Annotated in this window: 15 protein-coding genes and 3 tRNA genes; 13 read left to right on the forward strand and 5 right to left on the reverse strand. The window is 41.8% G+C overall.

What is annotated here, in order from left to right:
- Positions 1-7: 7 nt before the first annotated feature.
- The 5 genes from cpdA to parC all read left to right on the forward strand — a co-directional run bounded on the left by cpdA (position 8) and on the right by parC (position 6,905).
- Complete coding sequence (cpdA, locus tag IEW93_RS02030) at positions 8-847, forward strand: 3',5'-cyclic-AMP phosphodiesterase (protein ID WP_188736422.1); 840 nt, start codon at positions 8-10, stop codon at positions 845-847.
- A 27-nt stretch (positions 848-874) separates the two neighbouring features.
- Positions 875-1,447 (forward strand): YqiA/YcfP family alpha/beta fold hydrolase, encoded by a 573-nt coding sequence (locus tag IEW93_RS02035; RefSeq protein WP_188736424.1) that lies wholly within the window; start codon positions 875-877, stop codon positions 1,445-1,447.
- A 69-nt stretch (positions 1,448-1,516) separates the two neighbouring features.
- Positions 1,517-3,403 (forward strand): DNA topoisomerase IV subunit B, encoded by a 1,887-nt coding sequence (parE, locus tag IEW93_RS02040; protein ID WP_188736426.1) that lies wholly within the window; start codon positions 1,517-1,519, stop codon positions 3,401-3,403.
- A 52-nt stretch (positions 3,404-3,455) separates the two neighbouring features.
- Complete coding sequence (locus IEW93_RS02045; RefSeq protein WP_188736428.1) at positions 3,456-4,607, forward strand: PQQ-dependent sugar dehydrogenase; 1,152 nt, start codon at positions 3,456-3,458, stop codon at positions 4,605-4,607.
- Entirely contained in the window at positions 4,608-6,905 is a 2,298-nt protein-coding gene (gene parC / locus IEW93_RS02050) for a DNA topoisomerase IV subunit A (RefSeq protein WP_188736431.1), read from the forward strand.
- A gap of 108 nt (positions 6,906-7,013) precedes the next feature.
- On the opposite strand, the gene IEW93_RS02055 is transcribed toward parC, so the two are convergent.
- The 5 genes from IEW93_RS02055 to rsgA form a co-directional block, all read right to left on the reverse strand.
- Positions 7,014-7,205 (reverse strand): bacterioferritin-associated ferredoxin, encoded by a 192-nt coding sequence (locus IEW93_RS02055; RefSeq protein ID WP_188736433.1) that lies wholly within the window; start codon positions 7,203-7,205, stop codon positions 7,014-7,016.
- Between the two features lie 623 nt (positions 7,206-7,828).
- On the reverse strand, positions 7,829-8,563 hold the full coding sequence (locus tag IEW93_RS02060; RefSeq protein ID WP_188736435.1) for a glycerophosphodiester phosphodiesterase: 735 nt from the start codon (positions 8,561-8,563) through the stop codon (positions 7,829-7,831).
- 16 nt (positions 8,564-8,579) lie between these two features.
- The gene (locus IEW93_RS02065; RefSeq protein WP_188736438.1) at positions 8,580-11,786 is read right to left on the reverse strand and encodes a mechanosensitive ion channel domain-containing protein; all 3,207 of its coding nucleotides are present in this window, start codon (positions 11,784-11,786) and stop codon (positions 8,580-8,582) included.
- Positions 11,787-11,999: 213 nt separating this feature from the next.
- Positions 12,000-12,866 (reverse strand): archaetidylserine decarboxylase, encoded by an 867-nt coding sequence (gene asd / locus IEW93_RS02070; RefSeq protein WP_188736521.1) that lies wholly within the window; start codon positions 12,864-12,866, stop codon positions 12,000-12,002.
- A gap of 59 nt (positions 12,867-12,925) precedes the next feature.
- Complete coding sequence (gene rsgA / locus IEW93_RS02075) at positions 12,926-13,984, reverse strand: small ribosomal subunit biogenesis GTPase RsgA (RefSeq protein WP_188736440.1); 1,059 nt, start codon at positions 13,982-13,984, stop codon at positions 12,926-12,928.
- Between the two features lie 112 nt (positions 13,985-14,096).
- Between rsgA and orn the strand changes: the two genes are divergently transcribed.
- From orn to mutL, 8 genes are all read left to right on the forward strand, one after another.
- Positions 14,097-14,642, forward strand: coding sequence for an oligoribonuclease (orn, locus tag IEW93_RS02080; RefSeq protein ID WP_188736443.1), 546 nt, complete (start codon positions 14,097-14,099; stop codon positions 14,640-14,642).
- A 274-nt stretch (positions 14,643-14,916) separates the two neighbouring features.
- Positions 14,917-14,992 (forward strand) — tRNA-Gly (locus tag IEW93_RS02085).
- Between the two features lie 206 nt (positions 14,993-15,198).
- A tRNA-Gly gene (locus tag IEW93_RS02090) sits at positions 15,199-15,274 on the forward strand.
- 128 nt (positions 15,275-15,402) lie between these two features.
- Positions 15,403-15,478: transfer RNA gene (locus IEW93_RS02095), tRNA-Gly, on the forward strand.
- A 1,225-nt stretch (positions 15,479-16,703) separates the two neighbouring features.
- Complete coding sequence (locus IEW93_RS02100; protein ID WP_188736445.1) at positions 16,704-17,159, forward strand: hypothetical protein; 456 nt, start codon at positions 16,704-16,706, stop codon at positions 17,157-17,159.
- Positions 17,160-17,333: 174 nt separating this feature from the next.
- Positions 17,334-17,792: a tRNA (adenosine(37)-N6)-threonylcarbamoyltransferase complex ATPase subunit type 1 TsaE gene (tsaE, locus tag IEW93_RS02105; RefSeq protein ID WP_188736447.1), complete on the forward strand. Its 459-nt coding sequence runs from the start codon at positions 17,334-17,336 to the stop codon at positions 17,790-17,792.
- 2 nt (positions 17,793-17,794) lie between these two features.
- Complete coding sequence (locus IEW93_RS02110; protein ID WP_188736449.1) at positions 17,795-19,135, forward strand: N-acetylmuramoyl-L-alanine amidase; 1,341 nt, start codon at positions 17,795-17,797, stop codon at positions 19,133-19,135.
- A gap of 1 nt (position 19,136) precedes the next feature.
- Positions 19,137-21,005, forward strand: a complete 1,869-nt coding sequence (gene mutL / locus IEW93_RS02115; RefSeq protein ID WP_188736451.1) for a DNA mismatch repair endonuclease MutL — start codon at positions 19,137-19,139, stop codon at positions 21,003-21,005.
- The last annotated feature ends 1 nt before the right edge of the window (position 21,006 follow it).

Raw genomic sequence — 21,006 nt, forward strand, 5'->3', positions numbered from 1 at the left:
ATCTTTAGTGCTTAAAGACGCAGTACATTATTCTGTTGCCGCGAATGAACCTGTGCGGTTAGTCCAAGTGACTGACCCGCACCTTTTTGCCGATCCTCAGGGTCAGCTCTTAGGGGTTAATACTACTAATAGCCTTCAAGCCGTATTAAATACGTTTATGGCAACAAAATATCCAGCTGACTTGTTACTTGCAACAGGTGATATTAGCCAAGATTATTCGCCAGAGTCTTATCAACATTTTGTTGATAAAGTGGAGGCGCTGAATCTGCCATGCCATTATTTACCTGGTAATCATGATGACCCGCGTTTAATGGCGATTCGTATGCAGGGTGAGCATGTGTTTGGGCAACAGCTGATTGTGATTGGCGCGTGGATTATTTTAATGCTCGACTCTACCGTGCGTGGTAAACCCGGTGGATATATGGGTGAGCCACAATTTGCATTGATTGATGCTGCCATTAAAGCGTATCCCAATAAGCACGTATTATTAGTGATGCACCATAATCCTATTGTTATGGATTGTGCTTGGCTTGATCAACATTGCATGATGAATGGCGCTGACTTTTTGGCCCGAACCAGCCTTTATCCGCAAGTTAAAGGCGTGTTGTGGGGACATGTTCATCAACAGGTTGATAAGTTGCATACTGGGCCACATGGTGATATTCCATTAATGGCAACCCCATCTACATGTATTCAATTTAAGCCACTTTCACCTTATTTTGCCTTAGACCACCTGCAACCCGGTTATCGTTTGCTGGAGTTAGCTGGCGATGGTAGCATTCGTACTAACGTGTACCGTGTGCCTGGAAATCGATTTTCACCTGATAACGAGGCGAGTGGGTACTAATTTAACTGTCGTGTCTCGCGAGGAAATATGCTGCTTTACATACATGGTTTTAATAGTTCTCCGCAGTCGGATAAGGCCGTTCAAACCGCTCAGTATATAAAACAACATTATCCTCAAGTCGCGTTCCATCAACCGCAATTGCCCTCTTCGCCACATGCGGCAATGACACTATTATGTGAATTAACTGAACAGGCCAAAGCGCAAGGGCAGGCACTGCGTTTTATTGGTTCATCGTTAGGTGGCTATTTTGCAACGTATTTAGCCGAAACCTATGGCGGAAAGGCCGTTTTGGTTAATCCTGCGGTAAAACCCTTCGAATTATTTGAACAGTTTATCGGGCCTCAATATAATCCTTATACCAACGAGCATTATCAGGTCTTGCCACAACATCGAGATGATGTGGCTCAGTTTGATACGCAAGTGGTTCGATATCCAGATCGTTTTCTAGTGCTGTTGCAAACTGGCGACGAAGTGTTAGATTATCGGCAAGCATTACATAAGTACCACAGCTGCGAATTACATTTAGAGCCCGGCGGTGACCACAGTTTTGTCGGCTATGAACAACTATTAGACAAAATTTGTCGTTTTATTCAGCTGTAACGTTTTACATTATAAACAACGATCAATTTGAGCTAACTTTGGCTCCTTTTAACTCCAAATGTGTGGATTATGACCAACCAATATACTTCAGATGCTATTGAGGTCCTTAATGGACTTGACCCGGTAAAGCGCCGTCCTGGTATGTATACCGACACCACCAGACCAAACCATCTTGGGCAAGAAGTAATTGATAATAGTGTCGATGAAGCACTGGCTGGTCACGCAACTAAAATAGAAGTGATACTGCACGCCGATAATTCGTTAGAGGTCACGGATGATGGCCGTGGTATGCCTGTTGATATTCACCCAGAGGAAGGTATTCCCGGGGTAGAGCTTATTCTTACCAAGTTGCATGCTGGCGGTAAGTTTTCAAACAAAAATTATCAATTTTCGGGCGGTTTGCATGGCGTAGGTATTTCGGTGGTGAATGCCTTATCAACCCGAGTTGAGATTACCGTGCGCCGTGATGCACAAGTGTACGATATGGCGTTTGAAAATGGCTTTAAAGTTGAAGAACTGACCGTGACGGGGACATGTGGGCGCCGTAATACCGGTACTCGTGTGCATTTTTGGCCTGATGTTAGCTATTTTGATTCACCTAATTTTTCTGTAAGTAAGCTGATTTACCTATTACGTGCTAAAGCGGTATTGTGTCCTGGGTTGCGGATTAAATTTACCAATAAGCACACAAATGAAGTGCACGAATGGTTTTATGAAAGTGGCTTAACTGATTATCTTCAAGAAGCTGTTAAAGGCTCGATGATGCTGCCTGAAGAACCTTTTATTGGTAGTTTTAAAGGCGAGCTTGAAGCCGCAGACTGGGCTATAACCTGGTTACCAGAAGGCGGCGAAAGCCTCAATGAAAGTTATGTAAACCTTATTCCTACACCGCTAGGTGGTACTCATGTTAATGGCTTTAGGCAAGGTTTGCTTGAGTCAATGCGTGAGTTTTGTGAATTTCGTAACCTGATCCCTCGGGGAATTAAATTATCACCCGATGATATTTGGGATCGTGCTGCATTTATTTTGTCTATCAAAATGCAAGACCCGCAATTTGCCGGACAAACCAAAGAAAAACTCTCTAGTCGTCAAAGTTCTGCTTTTGTCTCTGGTATAGTGCGCGACGCGTTTTCGTTGTGGTTAAACTCAAATACTGAACTCGCCGAGCAATTGGCTGATATGTGTATTACTAATGCACAAAGACGCTTAAAAGCAGCCAAAAAAATAGCCCGTAAAAAAGTGGTTTCTGGTCCAGCTTTACCCGGTAAATTAACTGATTGCAGTGGCCAAGATCCAATGCGCGGCGAACTCTTTTTAGTGGAAGGTGACTCAGCGGGGGGCAGTGCAAAACAAGCGCGCGATCGTGAGTTTCAGGCAATTATGCCTCTGCGAGGTAAAATTTTAAATACCTGGGAAGTGGATGCATCACAAGTGTTGGGTTCGCAAGAGGTTCATAACATTTCAATTGCAATAGGTTGCGATCCCGACAGTGATGATATTTCTGAGCTACGTTACGGAAAAATTTGTATTTTAGCCGACGCAGACTCAGACGGTTTACACATTGCAACCTTGTTGTGTGCATTATTTTTAAAACATTATCGCGTACTGGTTGAAAAAGGCCATGTGTATATTGCCATGCCACCACTGTTTCGTATCGACATTGGCAAAGACGTTTATTATGCGTTAGACGAAGCAGAGAAAACCGGCATTTTAGATCGTTTAGTCGCTGAAAATAAAAAAGGCAAAGTACAAGTGACCCGATTTAAAGGGTTGGGTGAAATGAACCCATTACAACTGCGTGAAACGACGATGGATCCTAATACTCGTCGTCTTGTGCAGCTCACCATAGATGATGCCGAAGAAACGTTGTCGCTGATGGATATGCTTCTCGCTAAAAAGCGTGCCTCTGATCGAAAAGATTGGTTAGAAAGCAAAGGTGATTTAGCATTACTTTAACACGCAGTTAAATGCCAATAACGATATTAAGATAAGGCAATAGAGAATTAACATGCAGTATTTCAGACTTCGATCTTATTTCAAGTTGGGCAATCAATTTACCTTTCTAGGGATAATGCTTTTAGGCGTGTTTCCTGCATCAATTGCACTGGCATCCCAGTCGGTGATGATTACGGTCACTAAAGGTTTTGGGCTTAGTCTGTATGCATCGGACCTGGGTGATATTAAACAAATGACGCTGGGTGACAATGGCACCTTATTTGTTGGTTCACAAAAAAGCGGTACTATTTATGCGCTGGTAGACAGTGATCAAAATGGTCAAGTTGACAAGCGTTATCTCATTGCTCGAGGATTAGAATACCCAGAGGCATTAGCATTTCATGATGGTTCATTATATGTGACTGAAGAAGATCGTATTATTCGATTTGACGAAATAGAGTCTCGTTTACGTCGCCCTAGTCGAGCCCGTGAAGTGTATTCTAATTTGCCTAGTTTAGATAAAAAGCACTCGCGCTCAATGCGTTTTGGGCCCGATGGTCGCTTATATGTGTCTATTGGCTCACCTTGTAATGTATGCGAAGCTTCATCACCTTTTGGCAGTATTGTGGCGATTAATGTTGATACCGGCGCCAGCGAGCAGGTTGCATTCGGTTTACGCAGTGTGACCGGTTTTGACTGGTCTCCAGATAATAAAAAACTTTGGTTTGCAGACTTAGGCCGCAATTGGATGGGGGATAATATTCCTGCTGATGAAATTAACCGGATCGACGTTAAAGGCAGCCATTTTGGTTTTCCTTATTTGCATGGTCGTGACGTGGTAGAGCCTGCCTACGATAAGCCTAAAAACTTGAATGTGGTTGCGCCTGAGTTCGAATTACCTGCCCATGTAGCCCCTACAGGGTTAAGCTTTTACCGTGGAGAGCAATTTCCTGAACGTTACCAAAATAATCTTTTTGTGGCAGAAAATGGTTCATGGAATCGGTCGAGTAAAGTGGGTTATCAAATCGTCATGCTTGATGTAAAGAATGACAACATTAATCAACGTGAAACCGTGGTGAGTTTTTTAGATGGAGAGTTTCCCGTCGCCCGTCCGTTTGATGTTATCAATGCACCCGATGGGGCAATGTATATATCAGATGACTTAAAAGGTAATGTTTACCGCTTGTTTTATAACGCACCCGAACAATCACAGGAATCTAATTAAATGAGTGATTCGATTGAATTAAGCCTTGATGGCGTAGAGCAAATGCCCTTGAGGCGCTTTACCGAAGAGGCTTATTTAAATTATTCAATGTACGTCATTATGGACCGTGCCTTACCACACATTGGTGATGGCTTAAAACCGGTTCAGCGCCGTATTATTTATGCCATGAGCGAGCTGGGCCTTTCTGCGCAATCTAAACATAAAAAATCGGCCCGTACAGTCGGTGATGTATTGGGTAAATACCATCCTCATGGTGACAGTGCTTGTTATGAAGCCATGGTGCTTATGGCACAGCCTTTTTCATATCGTTATCCGCTGGTTGATGGCCAAGGTAACTGGGGTGCACCAGATGACCCTAAATCATTTGCGGCAATGCGTTATACCGAAGCCAGATTATCTAAGTTCTCTGAAGTTTTATTGTCTGAATTAGGCCAAGGTACCGTGGAGTGGGGCGCCAACTTTGACGGCACCATGAAAGAGCCTAAAACCTTACCCGCAAGACTGCCGCATATTTTACTTAACGGTATTACCGGTATTGCTGTGGGTATGGCAACAGATATTCCGCCTCATAACGCACGTGAATTAGTGTCTGCTTGTATTGAGCTTTTAGATAATCCCAAGGCAGAGCTTGAACGCTTAATGGAGTTTGTACCCGGCCCTGATTATCCAACTGAAGCCGAGATTATTACCCCAAAAGCTGATATTGCTAAGATTTATGAGAGTGGCAAAGGCTCAATTAAAATGCGCGCTGTATTTAGTGAAGAGCAGGGCGAAATTGTGATTACTGCTCTGCCGCACCAAGCCAGTAGTGGTAAAATTTTAGAACAAATAGCCAGCCAGATGCAGGCTAAAAAGTTGCCTATGGTATCTGATTTACGTGATGAGTCTGATCATGAAAACCCTGTTCGCTTAGTGATTGTGCCGCGTTCAAACCGCATTGACTGTGAACAGTTAATGACGCACTTGTTTGCGACTACCGATTTAGAGAAAAGTTATCGGATTAACTTAAACGTGCTGGGTTTAGACGGACGACCACAAGTTAAAGGCTTAAAAACCTTATTAACGGAATGGCTTGAGTACCGTGTCAGTACTGTGACTCGTCGTTTGCAATATCGTTTAGATAAAGTATTGGCAAGGTTACATATTTTAGAAGCGTTGATGATCGCGTTTTTAAATATTGATGAAGTAATTGAAATCATTCGCTTTCATGATGAGCCCAAAGCAGAGCTCATGGCACGCTTTAACTTGTCTGATAAGCAAGCTGAATCGATATTAGAATTAAAACTTCGCCATTTAGCCAAGCTTGAAGAATTTAAAATTAAGACAGAGCAAGACGAGTTAGCCGCTGAGCGTGACAAACTAGAGTTATTGTTAAGTTCTGATCGCCGCTTAAAAACCTTAGTAAAAAAAGAGTTACTTCAAGATGGTGAGACTTATGGTGATAACCGCCGTTCACCCATCATTGAACGCTTTGATGCAAAAGCCTTAACTGAGCAAGAACTCACTCCAACCGAATCGGTAACTGTTGTGTTATCTGATAAAGGCTGGGTTCGTTGTGCAAAAGGACATGATATCGATGCAGAAGGCTTATCTTATAAGTCAGGAGATAGCTTTTTATGTAGTGCAATGGGTAAAAGCAATCAAGCCGCTGTATTTATAGACTCCACAGGTCGTGCTTTTGCAACCGATAGCCATACACTTCCTTCAGCTAGAAGCCAAGGGGAGCCGATTACCACACGCTTTAATATGGCTCCTGGTGCGACCATGCAGCACGTGCTAATGGGCAGCGATGATCAATTTTTCTTGTTGGCGACCGATGCGGGTTATGGCTTTATTTGTGCTTATTCAGATATGGTTAGCCGGAACAAGGCAGGTAAAGCGTTATTGAGCTTGCCGACTAATGCGCTGGCATTGGCTCCTAAGCTTATTCATAAAGGCAGTGAACAGTCTTTGCTGGCCATTACCTCAGAAGGGCGCATGTTGATGTTTAGTGTCGATGCGTTACCTCAGTTATCTAAGGGTAAAGGTAATAAAATCATTGGCATTCCGACCGAGCGAGCTAAAAATCGCGAAGAGTTACTGTTGCATTTGAATGTTGTGCCGCACAATACTGCAGTTACCTTGTGGGCAGGCAAGCGCAAGCTAACCTTAAAACCAAGCGATTTAGAGCATTATCGTGGTGAGCGTGGGCGTCGTGGGGCTAAATTACCAAGAGGATTACAGCGTGTTGATAGTGTAGACGTTGAACCCTTGTTAGAAGATGGCTCGCAAGAGGATATGTTAAATACCGAAGAATAGGTTGTGTTTATCTTAGATAAACACAATTGAGTGTAATAATTAATGTTATGCCATAAAAAATGCAGCCCCTAGGAGCTGCATTTTTTTATGCGATACGGCTTATAAAAATTAAGCTACTTCATAAAAATTAGGTTCAAACTCAAGTTGTGTTTGAATAATTTCATTGGCCATGCGTGCGCATTTGCCACACTGGTTTGCTACGCCTAAACGTTTCTTTACATCTGCCAATGAACTGTCACCTAAGCTAACAGCTGCTTTGATTTGAGAATCGGTAATGGCATTACAAAGACAAACGTACATAAAGAAGCCTCATCACACAAAAAATCATAACTTAACAATGTAATCTAATTCTAAATGAAAACCGTTATCATTGGCAATTACTTTTTGTCATTATATTGATCATTTTTAATACGCTTTGATCTGCTTCTCATATTTTTTGATGTTGATACATGTCAGCAATGAGCTTGCATTAACCCGGCTAACCTTGTTCGAGAATATTACGATGTTAAGCAAGGGCAGAAGTACTTATACCAATTCCACTAATTATCTGGTCATTCAGCGGGAATTCTGTACATTCTAGGCAAGTAATAGGATTGTAGGCATAGTTACTCTCGGCAACTGCTCCTGCGTTGCTCTACCTCCTGCATCCATGCAGTCGTACGTCAAAATACTATTAAGCAGCATAGAAGGCACAGAAACCCGCCTTGCAGGAGGCGCTCAGACAGTCCATTTCTTTGTTGCATTGCCTTAGAAGGGAATAACCATTATTTCAACAATGCGCCTCAAACTGAACAGTCTGAGCGACTCTGATTGGTCACATAATTAATGGAAATGGTATTATGTCTGCAGTGAGTGGTTTTTACAGCGCGGGGGCGCACAACCATGGGCTTAGCTAATATAAATGGTAAGTGGGCGGCTTAGTGTCAGTCAAACCATATTTGTGTTTGAGCGGGCAGTGGTAATGCGGCGGTAGCAATCGCCTTGTCTGGGTAATTACTAAAAATACCATCAACCCCCATCATTTTTAATGCATGAATATCATCGCTGTTATCGACAGTATACACATATACCTTAGCTCCACGCTGATGAGCGTCATCGACTATGGCTTGGCTAACAAACGCAACATCAAGATGAAGGGAGTAAGCTGCTATATCGGTAACCACTTGGGCTAAATCTAAGGGAATACCGCCTAGTAGTGGAGCGACAAAAGCCTGAGGCAGTTGTTGCTTTACCTGAGCTATGTATAAATGATTAAACGATGAAATAAGCAAATGTTGTGGAGTAAAGTGCAGTTTTTCCAAAATGTGTGGGTACATAGCCACAAAAGGGGGAACACAACCGACACCTTTGAGTTCAATATTAACGATACAATCACCGCCCGTGAGGGTATCTAGGAGGATTAGTAATTCCCACAGGCTTGGGATCGGTTCGCCTGCTACAGTTATCTTGGCTAAATCAGCTTGAGTACTTAGGTGGATAAGGCCATGACCGCTCGATTTGCCTTCAAGGCGGCGATCGTGAAAAACCACTAACTCACCGGCGACACAGTGCACGTCGAGCTCGATGGCTTTCGCCCCTAACTCGATAGCCTTACTCATAGCTTTTAAGGTGTTTTCAGGTGCGTAGCCACTGGCACCACGATGAGCAAATACAAGCATTGCAACTCCTACTTAATTAGCCTTTAAATAGCCCTGTGGATTCTTTTTTACCCTGATTTAAATGCACTTCCATTTGAGGGTAAGCAAGTTCGACGTTATTTTCTTTTAGCTTTTTACTTATACGTTTGTGAAGATTATGCCGCAAGGGCCAGCGAGCAGACATGTCTTTAGCGTATGAGCGTACTTCATAGTCTTGAGTATGTGCACCAAAACCGGCAAACCAGACTTCGGGCTCAGGAATGGTTAGTGATAAATCACATTCACGTACAGCCTGGTGTAACAACATTTCTACTTTGGTTGGATCTGCATCGCGAGATACCGATACTTTGACAATGACGCGAGTAATGGGATCTGACAATGACCAGTTTACTAATTGTTCGGTAATAAAGGCTTTATTTGGCACAATGATCTCTTTGCGATCCCAGTCGACAATGGTGGTCGCGCGGATCTGAATTTTACTGACGGTACCAGTGAGATCTCTAATGGTCACTGTGTCACCGATGCGGATGGGTTTTTCAAATAAAATAATCAGACCAGAGATAAAGTTAGCAAAAATTTCTTGTAAACCAAAACCTAAACCGACCGAGAGTGCAGCCACTAACCACTGTAATTTAGACCACTCCATTCCCAATGTTGAAAACCCAAACAGCATGCCAAAAAACACCACTAGATAGCTACTAACAGTGGTAATAGCAAAACCCGTACCGGGTGATAAATCAAGGCGCTGCAATAGCATTAGCTCGAGTAATCCGGGTAGGTTTTTAGCAATAACGGCTGAAAAACCAACCAAAATAATACCAAATAGCACTGACTTTAAGGTAATTGGAACTTGCTGTTCAATGCCATTGAGAGTGCTGCTGGTGGTCCACAGTGTAATGCCATCTAAAAATGAAAATACAGCCGTATGAGTTTGCGCCAATATACCTAATAAGCTGGCAAAAAACGCTAAAATTAAAATTGATCTCACCAGCCCTAGAGATTGGCTAGAGATGGTTTCTAAATCAACGATGGGTTCTTCGTAGGTTTCAATTGGGTCATTATTCAGTTCACCTCTTTCACGTTGGGCTAGGCGTTCAGCACGTTTTGCTTTTGCTCGATCAAAAGCAATAAGGCGGCGTTCTATCAGCATCCACCGTTTAATTAATTGGTAAACCAGTAAAAATCCCAACCCTAAGAGCACGGAAATTTGTAACTGGAGTAAGAGTTGAAACGCAGTAAAGTAATAACCAATACAGGCTAATATAGCGCTAAATATCGGGGTGATAATCAGAGTAGCCCAAACTAATTTTTGCACAACGTCCAAGTTATTCGCATTGGGTTTACCTTTGCGATATTTATCCATTAACACCATGACATCTTTGTAGAGCATAAATAGCACAATACAAAATACAATAAATGCTCCACGGCCTAGGCTGTTACGTACCAGAGATGTGTCGAGTACTTCAGTAAACCCCATTAAGCCTATCAAAGGGGCTGAGATAGCAACAAACGATGCCATGGTTTTTTGTGCTTGTTGGACAATATCTTTTGGGCGTCTGAAATGACTGATTAAAATCCCTTTGTCGACGGTCAATAAATAGAAAAAACGGTAAATAAGGTAGCAAATGCCAATTGCCGTAATACCAGAGCCAAGCGCGTAAACCACATTTTGTTCGGAGCGCATAAAAATGACTCCGGCAATAATGACTGGTAATGGTTTTATCAAGGCATAAACCGTACTGATGATTAGTGTTTTGATGGTGTATTTGAATTTATCTTGGGTGACATTACCCACAAACACGGAGTAACGCCCAATGGCATGTTTAAATTTTGGCGTTAACATGTCTTGTGCCATTAAACAGCACAATAATAAAATGCCCCACCAGGCCCATAAGTCGCTTTGATTCGTCCATGCTTGTTGTATGGCTTTTAATTGGCTAGGTTGTACCAGCCATAAGCTGCTTTGAGTTAAATCGATTAGCCATAAAGCGCCAATTCTAGGCGCATTAGGCACCCAAAACAGGTGTTCATTAAGGGTGTTTTTTAGTGTGTGGTGTAACTGGATTAATTGCTCGTATCCAATGCGTAATTTGGCAAACTCGGCTAAGTATTGGTCGTATCCTTGTTGCAGTTGTTCTAGCAATACTTGTTGAGATTGCAGTAATTTTATTTGGGTTTCACTGTATTGTGATTGATTATCAAGTTGCTGTGCGTTTAATGCTTGTTGTTGTTCTAACTGATAACGTTTTAGTCTGGCATCAGCTAACTCTGTTTGCAGTTTATCTAGGCTTGGTGGTTTAGGTAACGATTGAAGCATTTGCAAAAAACGATCCCCAAAAGCGGAGTTCGTTTTAACCCAAGTGATTTGCTCAAGTACGTTAGACAATTGCGTATTTTGAGATTGGTATCGTTTTTCAATCCGTTGTTGGCGTTCGATAACCGAATTATGCTCACTGGTTAAGTTTTGTAATTGTTGGGCATATTGTTGGTTAGCTTTGCTCAGTTCTTGTGATAACGGATCGGCTAATTCTTGTTCATCAATTAAATTATTCGCTATTGTATCGGCGGTTTGTTGCTGACGAAACTCAATATTATGCTTGTTAATTAACTCAATAAAGCGTTCTTGCTGGCTTAATGATAGCCGATTAACCTGTTGCTGTAGTTGGGTTATTTCGAGCTGTTTGGGGTTAGCTAAACGCTCTGCTTGCAAGGTTGTAATGTGTTGAGCAAGTAATTCTGCTTGCAACATATTGCGTTTGCCAAGTGGCGTATCGGCTGGGGCTTGTTGAGTTTTATTGTGCTGGTTTAATGCGTTTTCGGCTTGGATAATCAAGTCAGGTAATTGGATTTGGCGTTGGGTAATTAATCTGAGTTGTTGGGTTAAATATGACTCAGTTTCTTTTAATTCAGAAAGGTGAAAATATGCCATAGACGCCTGCTGATCTAGATCGATATCGGCATCAAGTTCGAGAGTGGTTTGGGCATCACGCAATTGTTGGTTTAACGACCGTTTGGTTTCGCTGTGTGAACGCTCAATATTGTTGTATGTTTTTTGCTCAACTTTTAGCTCGTTAATACTGCTTTCGAGTTCAGTTATCTGTGTTTGAATATCAAATGCTTGATTGTTTGCTTGAGTATTAAGTCCAAGACGTTTGTCGAGTGTGACAGGCGTGTTTGCATAACCTGGCACCGACACGATGTTTGCAATAATAAAACACAGTAAAAAAGACGTTAAATGTAACATAATACTAGGCTCAAGTTGGAGTCTGGCAATGGTAACAAATTTACTAAAATATGTTCTATTTTTTTAGTGTTTTAAAGCGTCATAACCCATGGCTTTTGTTTGAAATTATATGAAATAAAGTCATGTTTAACCTCTAGGCTACAAGCTGCTAAAAAAGAAAGCCGTATCTTAACAAAATACGGCTTTATGACGTTCAGCGGACTTTAGGGCGGATTATGCCTGCGTTAATTTAGCAAATGCCTGTCCCATCCGTGTTGTCTCGCCAGGTTCTACGCCATCAGCAAATGTCTCAATTGCATCTTGAGCAAACAACATAACCACAGTACTTCCAAGTTTAAACCGGCCCATTTCAGCGCCTTTTTCTAAGGTAAGGGCTTCAGGTCCTGTGGTTGGGTAGTCCCAGCTAAATACCTGTTTGCCACCAGGTGGGGTCACTGTACCAGCCCAAATGGTTTCGATACTGGCAACAATGGTTGCACCTACAAGTACCATGGCAAGAGGGCCAGCTTGGGTTTCAAAAATGGCTACAACGCGCTCATTACGGGCGAACAATCCGGGAACATTTTGAGCGGTTAAGGGGTTTACAGAAAATAAATCTCCTGGAACGTAAGTCATCTTAGACAAGGTGCCAGTGATCGGCATATGAATACGGTGATAGTCTTTTGGAGCTAAATAGATCGTGGCAAAATCGCCACCATCAAAACGTGCCGCATCATCCTTATTACCGCCAAGCAAGGCTTCAGAAGTATAGCTGTGGCCTTTGGCCTGAAAGATATTGCCCGCTTCAATTGGACCGCATTGGCTAACTGCGCCATCGACTGGATGCGCCATAATATGTGCATCTTGGTTAATCGGGCGAAGTTCTGGCTTTAATGCACGAGTAAAAAAGTCATTAAAGGTTTTATACGTTTCAGGGGCTGGTTGTTTAGCTTCAGACATATCAATTTTATATTGTTTGATAAACCATTTAATGACAGCTGTGGTGATAAAGCCTGCCTGTGCGGCCGCAAATTTACCCACTAAACGTGATAAAAAGTGTTTTGGCAGCATATATTGCAAAGCAATTTTAATTGAGTCCAATGTGTTTCCCTTTGTTTTATCTTGTTGCATCATAGTGATAGCCTTATTTCTAGTGACTATTATTCGTCAATAGCACGAAAATGTCTTGCATGACGTTGTTCATCTAAACTGGCAATAATACGATGATAGTTGTTAAATCTGTCTTGAGTAATGTGTCCGGCTTCTAGCGCATCACGTAATGCACAACCTGGGTCATCACCATGTTTGCAATCACGGAATTTACATGTGCCTAAAAAATTTCTAAATTCAATAAAGCACCAACCCACTCGAGTGGCATCTAAATGCCACAACGCGAACTCTCGAACACCTGGAGAGTCAATTAAATCGCCGCCACTTTGAAAATGGATTAATTTTGCTGTTGTGGTGGTGTGTTGACCTAAGCCTGAGTTATCTGACACATCGCCAACTAATAACTCAGCTTCTGGCATCAGCGCATTAATCAGTGATGATTTACCAACACCCGATTGGCCTGCAAATACGCTGACCTTTTCGTTTAATAATGCTTTGATGTCTTCTACACCTTCACCCGTATGACTGCTGACGCGGTATACGGGATAACCAATAGCTTGGTATCGCGCTAAGGCTTGTTCGATTTCTTCGCGGTTGTCATCATTAAGTAAATCAATTTTATTTAAAATAATGATCGGCGGAATATCTGTGTCTTCACATGCAACTAAGTATCGGTCAATAATTTGAGTGGTAAAACTGGGTAATACAGATGACACGATTAAAATTTGGTCAATATTGGCCGCAATAATTTTTACGCCGTCATATAAGTCTGGGCGTGTGAGTGAAGATTTACGGGGGTGGACAGCTTCAACAATACCACCAATACTTGAACCTGCTTGTACCTCGGTGGCTAAACGTACAATAACGTTATCGCCTGTGACTAAACTGGTTACCGCACGGCGAATATTACAGCGTGACACTATGCCGTCGCTGGTTTCAATGTCGGCGTGCTGGCCAAAACGTGATATCACAACGCCAGATTGTTCAGGGCCTAATAAATTGTCCTGTAATTCAGGTGCGTCGTTATCGTCGCTTCGTTTGAGTCGCTTAGTCTGGTTGGCTCGCATTCGGCGCAATTGACCTTGGCTTAGGGGTTTCTTTTTACTCACAGGCTTATCTTCATTAAATAGGTGTTTTTTTGTGTCTCAAAAAAACAGTATGATACACATTCTTTTATAAAAAAGCCTGAATTTAGGCAATAGATAACATAAGGCGACATAAATGGCTGCTGATGCGAATAACCTAATATGGGTTGATTTAGAAATGACAGGTTTAGAACCTGATGTCGATAGAGTGATTGAAATTGCCACTTTGGTGACTGATCAGGAGTTGAATATCATTGCCCAAGGCCCTGTATTGGCGATACATCAAAGTGATGAGGTGCTTGGAGCAATGGACGATTGGAACCAAAAACATCATGGCGAGTCTGGCTTAATTGATCGCGTCCGTGCCAGCAAATGCACAGAAGAAGACGCTATTAGACAAACCATTGAATTTTTAGCTCAGTATGTGCCGAAAGGGGCATCACCTATGTGTGGCAATAGCATTGGTCAAGATCGCCGCTTTTTAAACAAGTATATGTTAGAGCTTGAAGAGTATTTCCATTATCGCAACATCGATGTAAGCACCATTAAAGAATTAGTGCGTCGTTGGAACCCTGAAACCATGAATGGCTTTAGCAAAAAAAATACCCACCAAGCACTCGAAGATATTAAAGAGTCGATTGCAGAATTGCAGTTTTATCGCAAAGAAGTATTTAAAATTTAACCAATCGAACAAATATTTTAAAAAAGGGGGTTGCAGCGTAGTAAAATTTACCTATAATGCGGCCTCAACTTTCTACAGAGCACCAAACTCTGAGCCTAGAAAGTAAAAATGAAATTTGAAAATTTGAAATGCGACATTAGCTCAGTTGGCACAGGTGGAAAGACGATACCTTGTTGATTGTTACCAATGAAGCAAACAGTACGCGACATTAGCTCAGTTGGCACAGGTGGAAAGACGATACCTTGTTGATTGTTACCAATGAAGCAAACAGTACGCGACATTAGCTCAGTTGGTAGAGCGATACCTTGCCAAGGTATAGGTCATCGGTTCGAACCCGATATGTCGCTCCAAATTTTAGTTGATGCGAGTTAGACTCAGTTAGTAAAGCGATACCTTAGCCAAGCTAAAAGAGATAACAGCGTCATCGGTTCGAACCTCTCTTTGTTAAAAGAAGGTCGCTCCAAATTTCAGGTAATTTGAAAATGCGACATTAGCTCAGTTGGCACAGGTAGAAAGACGATACCTTGTTGATTGTTACCAATGAAGCAAACAGTACGCGACATTAGCTCAGTTGGTAGAGCGATACCTTGCCAAGGTATAGGTCATCGGTTCGAACCCGATATGTCGCTCCAAATTACAGACGATGTTAGATTTGCTTAGTTGGTAGAGCGATACCTTGCCAAGCTAAAAGAGATAACAGCGTCATCGGTTCGAACCTCTCTTTGTTAAGAGAAGGTCACTCCAAATATGATTTTGATTTGCGACATTAGCTCAGTTGGTAGAGCGATACCTTGCCAAGGTATAGGTCATCGGTTCGAACCCGATATGTCGCTCCAAATCACTTCCCTAGTTTGAAATGCAACATTAGCTCAGTTGCGCTCTTAGAAAATGCGATACCTTGCCAAGGTATAGGTCATCGGTTCGAACCTCTCTTTGTTAAGAGAAGGTCGCTCCAAATCACTTTTATTGCTTCAAATCTCAAACTCTAAAATCTCCAGCTTAAAAATGACTAAACTTTGCGATTTGCGACATTAGCTCAGTTGAGTTAATTATAAGAGTCGATACCCATCTTTTTCCAAGGTATAGGTTATCGGTTCGAACCTCTCTTTGTTAAGAGAAGGTCGCTCCAAATCACTTTTATTGCTTCAAATCCCCAACTCTAAAATCTCCAGCTTGAAAATGACTAAACTTTGCGATTTGCGACATTAGCTCAGTTGAGTTAATTATAAGAGTCGATACCCATCTTTTTCCAAGGTATAGGTTGTCGGTTCGAACCTCTATTTGTTAAGAGAAGGTCGCTCCAAATCACTTTTATTGCTTCAAATCTCAAACTCTAAAATCTCCAGCTCGAAAATGACTAAACTTTGCGATTTGCGACACTTAGCTCAGTTGAGTTAATTATAAGAGTCGATACCCATCTTTTTCCAAGCTAAAAGAGATAACAGCGTCATCGGTTCGAACCTCTCTTTGTTAAAAGAAGGTCGCTCCAAATCACTTTTATTGCTTCAAATCTCAAACTCTAAAATCTCCAGCTCGAAAATGACTAAACTTTGCGATTTGCGACATTAGCTCAGTTGAGTTAATTATAAGAGTCGATACCCATCTTTTTCCAAGGTATAGGTTATCGGTTCGAACCTCTCTTTGTTAAGAGAAGGTCGCTCCAAATCACTTTTATTGCTTCAAATCTCAAACTCTAAAATCTCCAGCTTGAAAATGACTAAACTTTGCGATTTGCGACATTAGCTCAGTTGAGTTAATTATAAGAGTCGATACCCATCTTTTTCCAAGCTAGAAGAGATAACAGCGACATCGGTTATCGATGAGCAGTAATAGCATTTCAGAGTCAGCGTTATATGCGTTATTTCTGTTTATTCATCTAAAAAGACAGTCCATCTAACAAAACGCGTGATCTATCGCCCACTTCTTCATGAATCTCTAAATTAGAAGCTTTTAGAGAACAAAAAATATGACATTGCTCAAATAAATTGCGCTCGAGATATTCAATAATCAACCCAAGATAAATTTTCCTAAGCTGTTAGAGCTTTAAACGAGGTAAGTGCTATGCGTATTCAACAACTGAGCGAGCTATTAGATTATGTCGCTAAATGTCACCTTGATATGGAAAAATTGTATAAGCGCTTGGATCGTAATGCAGACTCTTCACGCGTAAAAATGATGTTGACTTATTTTCAACAACATCAGAGACATATATACGACACTCTTGAAAGCTACATTGAAGATGCACCTGAAAGAATATTAAACACTTGGTATAAAGACATTACTTTCGAAGATTTTTCAAAGCGTTGTGCAGAGGCCACGTTGCCAGCAAACATGCATGAAGATCAGGTGCTTGAGCTTCATCTGGATTTAGAAAACCGATTAATTGCATTATTGGAAAAAACGGCACTTAGCAGCCCAACAGATGAAATAAAAAGTGCATTAATGGACCTAGTTCGTGTGGCTCAAACACAACAAAAACGCCTTGTTCATAGCACAATTCGTATGGATGACATTTAATCGAACGGTTTAAATTGTAAGATATCTTCCTAAAGTGTGATTTTGCCAGCTATCCCCAATAGCTGGCTTTTTTTTATTAACAAAAAATAACCGCCATAACAGTGGGAGTTAATAGGTAAGTTCTGGTATATTTAGCATTCTTGTAACTCTTTTATGCGGAAGCTGACTTTCTAGATGACATCACTGCTTAAAACCCTTGAAAATGAACAAGCTACTGTTGCCCTTGGTCAACAAATTGCGCAGTGGATTGTGCCACCTCTAACTATTTATCTTACTGGCGATTTAGGTGCGGGTAAAACTACGTTTAGCCGTGGGATTATTCAAAGCTTAGGTCATCAAGGCGCAGTAAAAAGTCCAACCTATACCTTGGTTGAACCCTATGAGTTACCTGATCTAGATGTATATCATTTTGATTTATATCGATTGAGCGATCCTGAAGAATTAGAATTTATGGGTATCCGTGATTACTTTACTGACAAAAGCGTCTGTTTAGTTGAGTGGCCTGACAATGGTCATGGTTTGCTACCTAAGGCTGACATCCATTTGCATTTGCGATATAAAGACTCACAAAGACAAGTCGAAATACAAGCGTTATCCCCTGCTGGGCAGGCAATTTTAAATAAAATAAAATAATAATGAATTTAAAACATACATTTTTCTATACCTTAGTGACCACGCTGTTACTTTTGCTACCCAATGCTAGTTGGGCTGCAAATCAATTAGATAGCGTGCGTATTTGGGCTGCGCCAGAATCAACGCGGGTAGTATTTGATTTAACTCAAGCCCCAAAATACGACAGTTTTAGCTTAACGGGCCCTCATCGTTTAGTGGTTGATATCGAAGATGCGGGTTCAAGATTCAATTTAGACACGATTGCCAACAACAGCAGTATTATAAAAAAAGTACGCTTTAGCACTCCTCCTAGAAAAGGGATGTTGCGCCTAGTGATGGATTTAACCAAGCCAGTTAAATCCAACCTGTTTACCTTGCCACCTACGGCACCATACGGTAATCGATTGGTGGTTGATTTGGAGGACGCCACAGGCAGCTCATCTTCAGTGCAGCAGGTCGTTAGCCGATCGGCTAATCAATCTTCTCGAGATATTATAGTTGCAATAGACGCTGGGCACGGTGGTGAAGATCCCGGCTCTATTGGCCCATCAGGTATGCATGAAAAGCGAGTTGTGCTTGAAATAGCTAAACGCTTAGCCCGTAAAGTTGACTCAACGCCTGGTATGCGTGCGGTGATGACTCGAAGTGGTGACTACTTTGTTAATTTAAACAAACGCTCTGAGCTGGCTCGTAACAGTAAAGCTGACTTGTTAATATCAATTCATGCAGATGCATTTACTTCGCCTCAACCTCGCGGTGCGTCTGTTTGGGTGTTATCTATGCGCCGCGCAAACAGTGAGATTGGTCGTTGGTTAGAGCAAAAAGAAAAACATTCTGAACTGCTAGGCGGAGCGGGCGAAATTATTCAGAATACCGACAGCGAACAGTATCTAGCGATGACGTTACTCGACATGTCGATGAACAGCTCTATGGCTATTAGTCATTCTGTCGCGGGTGATATTTTACGTGATTTAGGCTCAATCACCCATTTGCACAAAAGAAAACCTGAATCAGCTAGTTTTGCCGTGCTTAAGTCACCAGATATCCCGTCAATATTAGTTGAGACAGGCTTTATTTCAAATCCTGGTGAGGAGCGCTTATTATCTAATGGTAACCACCAAGAAAAGCTTGCCAATGCCATTTATAAAGGGGTGCTGCGTTATTTTGAAAATAATCCGCCAGCGGACACCCAAATGGCTAAAAGAACTGGTTCATCTAGCATTAAGCACAGCGTAAAACGTGGTGAATCATTGTCAATTATTGCTCAGCGTTACAGCGTTTCTGTTAGTAGCCTTAAGCAAGCCAATAATTTAAAGTCTGATGTGGTTCGTATTGGGCAAACATTAGTTATCCCTAGGGCTTAATATGGCAATTCAACTGCTTCCTCCACAATTAGCTAATCAAATAGCCGCCGGTGAAGTGGTTGAGCGCCCAGCGTCTGTGGTTAAAGAGCTGGTTGAAAATAGCCTAGATGCTGGTGCCACACGTATTGATATTGATATCGATAAAGGTGGTAGCAAACTTATTCGTATTCGTGACAACGGTGCAGGAATAGCCAAAGAAGAATTGGCCTTAGCGTTGTCGCGTCATGCAACTTCTAAAGTGCATACCCTAGATGATTTAGAAGCGATTTTAAGTTTTGGGTTTCGTGGTGAAGCGTTAGCAAGTATCAGCTCGGTATCACGATTAACGCTTACGTCTAAAACCGCCGAGCAGTCAGAAGCTTGGCAGGCATACGCCGAAGGTTCGCAAATGGAGGTAAAAGTAACCCCAGCTGCGCATCCGCAAGGCTCAACCATTGAAGTTGTGGATTTATTTTTTAATACACCTGCAAGACGTCGATTTTTAAAAAGCGATAAAACTGAGTTTACTCATATTGACGAATGGCTCAAACGTATCGCAATAGCACGTCGTGATATCCATTTTGTTTTAACACACAATGGCAAAGTGATTCGCCAATATCGGCCAGCCAATACCGAGATACAAAGCCAACAACGGCTTGCGCAAATTTGTGGCCGTGCATTTGCCGATCAAGCCTTAAGTATTGCATGTGAGCACGATGGGTTATCGTTAAGTGGTTATTTACAATCGCCTCATGATCGCGTGATAACAGACACCAGTTATTTCTATGTAAATGGCCGGCTGGTGAGAGACAGATTGGTTAATCATGCAGTAAAACAGGCATTTGCAGAGCAGGGTGTTGAACATCAACCCGGTTATGTATTGATGTTAACGCTAGATCCTCATCAGGTGGATGTTAATGTTCACCCTGCAAAACACGAGGTGCGCTTTCATCAATCACGTTATGTTCATGACTTTATTTTGCAAGCTATACAATCGGCTCTATCGCAAATGCCTGCATTGGATTTTGTCGAACCTCAAATAGCTGAGGCTATTGATAGTGAGGACAATGATGAGCCTATAATTCATTCTAGCCAAACTAAAGCGGTATTTTCACTATCTCATGGTGATTCAATACCTCCACCGCAGCGTCAGCACACGGTAAATAGTGCCAGCCAGTTCGGCACTATGTATGTTCCTGGAAAAAATAGTTTATTTTCTGCTGGTTCTTCAGCTGCAGTTAAGCCAAATTATGATAAAAAGCCTGTTGCAACTGCACATTCTGCTGCAACTAAAGCGGCAATAACAAATTATGGTCAGCTACTGCAAACACCGTCAGAACGGCCTGAAAAACAGATTGGTGAAGCCAGTTTGCAAACGAGTATGCCACCGCTGCTTTCTGGAACACATTGGGTTATCTGCCAAGATGATACCTTATCATTATTGCCATTTTCGTTGGTGTTAATGGCGGTGAGAAAAGCAGAGGTTACTGCTAAGTTGGTTAATGGTTTAGTTGCTCAACCTTTATTGATGCCAGTGGCTATTGCTGCCGATCCCGACTGGAACGACACAATAGTCAATCGTGATCTATTATTGCGCCAAATGGGTATTGAACTAAGTATTCGTTATCAACAGTTGATAATTAAAAAAGTGCCCCCATATTTGAGGGAAAGCCAATTGGCAATTGTTATACCTGAGTTATTACATTGGATCGCATTAGAGCAACCTAACGACACAGCTATAGCTGGCTGGTTAGCAAAACAAAGTGTGGTGCAATTTGAATCAGCCCAAAGTATATGGCAGCAATTTTGTTGTTTAAATGAGCAGACAAAGCAAACTATTTATGCCCAGGCCACTGAATTACCTTGGCAAACTTGGATGAAAGATAATTAAC

The organism is Shewanella inventionis (genome assembly GCF_014641855.1).
GTDB lineage: Bacteria > Pseudomonadota > Gammaproteobacteria > Enterobacterales > Shewanellaceae > Shewanella > Shewanella inventionis.